This window comes from Brucella grignonensis, assembly GCF_002252505.1.
In the GTDB taxonomy this organism is placed as follows: Bacteria; Pseudomonadota; Alphaproteobacteria; order Rhizobiales; family Rhizobiaceae; genus Brucella; species Brucella grignonensis.
Window position 1 is genome coordinate 1 of the sequence record NZ_NNRL01000052.1, and the last position, 648, is coordinate 648.

A 648-nucleotide genomic window follows, 5' to 3' on the forward strand; every position below is an offset into this window, starting at 1 on the left:
GGATGGCAATCCGCACATCCACCTGATGACCACCTTGCGGGCTTTGACTGATGACGGCTTCGGCAACAAACAGGTCGCGGTTCTTGGCGATGACGGTAATCCGCTGCGAGTCGTGACCCCGGATCGGCCGAACGGAAAGATCGTCTATCGGCTGTGGGCCGGCGACAAGGACACGCTGAAGGCGTGGAAGATCGGCTGGGCGGAAACCGCTAACAAGCATCTGGCGCTCGCAGGTCACGATATCCGCCTCGACGGTCGCGCCTATGCTGAGCAGGGCCTCGACGGCATCGCCCAAAGCCATCTAGGCCCGGCAAAGGCGGCGCTCGCCCGGAAGGGCAGGGAGATGTATTTTGCACCGACCGCCCTGGCGAAGCGGCAGGAAATGGCCGACCGCCTTGCCGATGAACCCGGCCTTTTGCTGAAGCAGCTCAGCCGGGAACGTTCGACATTCGATGAGCGGGAAATCGCCAGGGCGCTGCATCGATATGTCGACGATCCGACGGTCTTCGCCAATATCCGCGCGCAACTGATGGCGTCGTCGGATTTGGTGACGCTGAAGTCGCAGCAGATCGATCCAGCCACCGGAAAGGTTGGCGACGTCGCCGTGTTCACCACGCGGGGCATGCTGCGTACAGAATACGATATGGC

Annotated in this window: 1 protein-coding gene; it reads left to right on the plus strand. The window is 61.9% G+C overall.

What is annotated here, in order from left to right; translation table 11 throughout:
• The coding region (locus CEV33_RS00740; protein ID WP_167388078.1) for a MobA/MobL family protein at positions 1-648 on the plus strand (648 nt) is incomplete at both ends.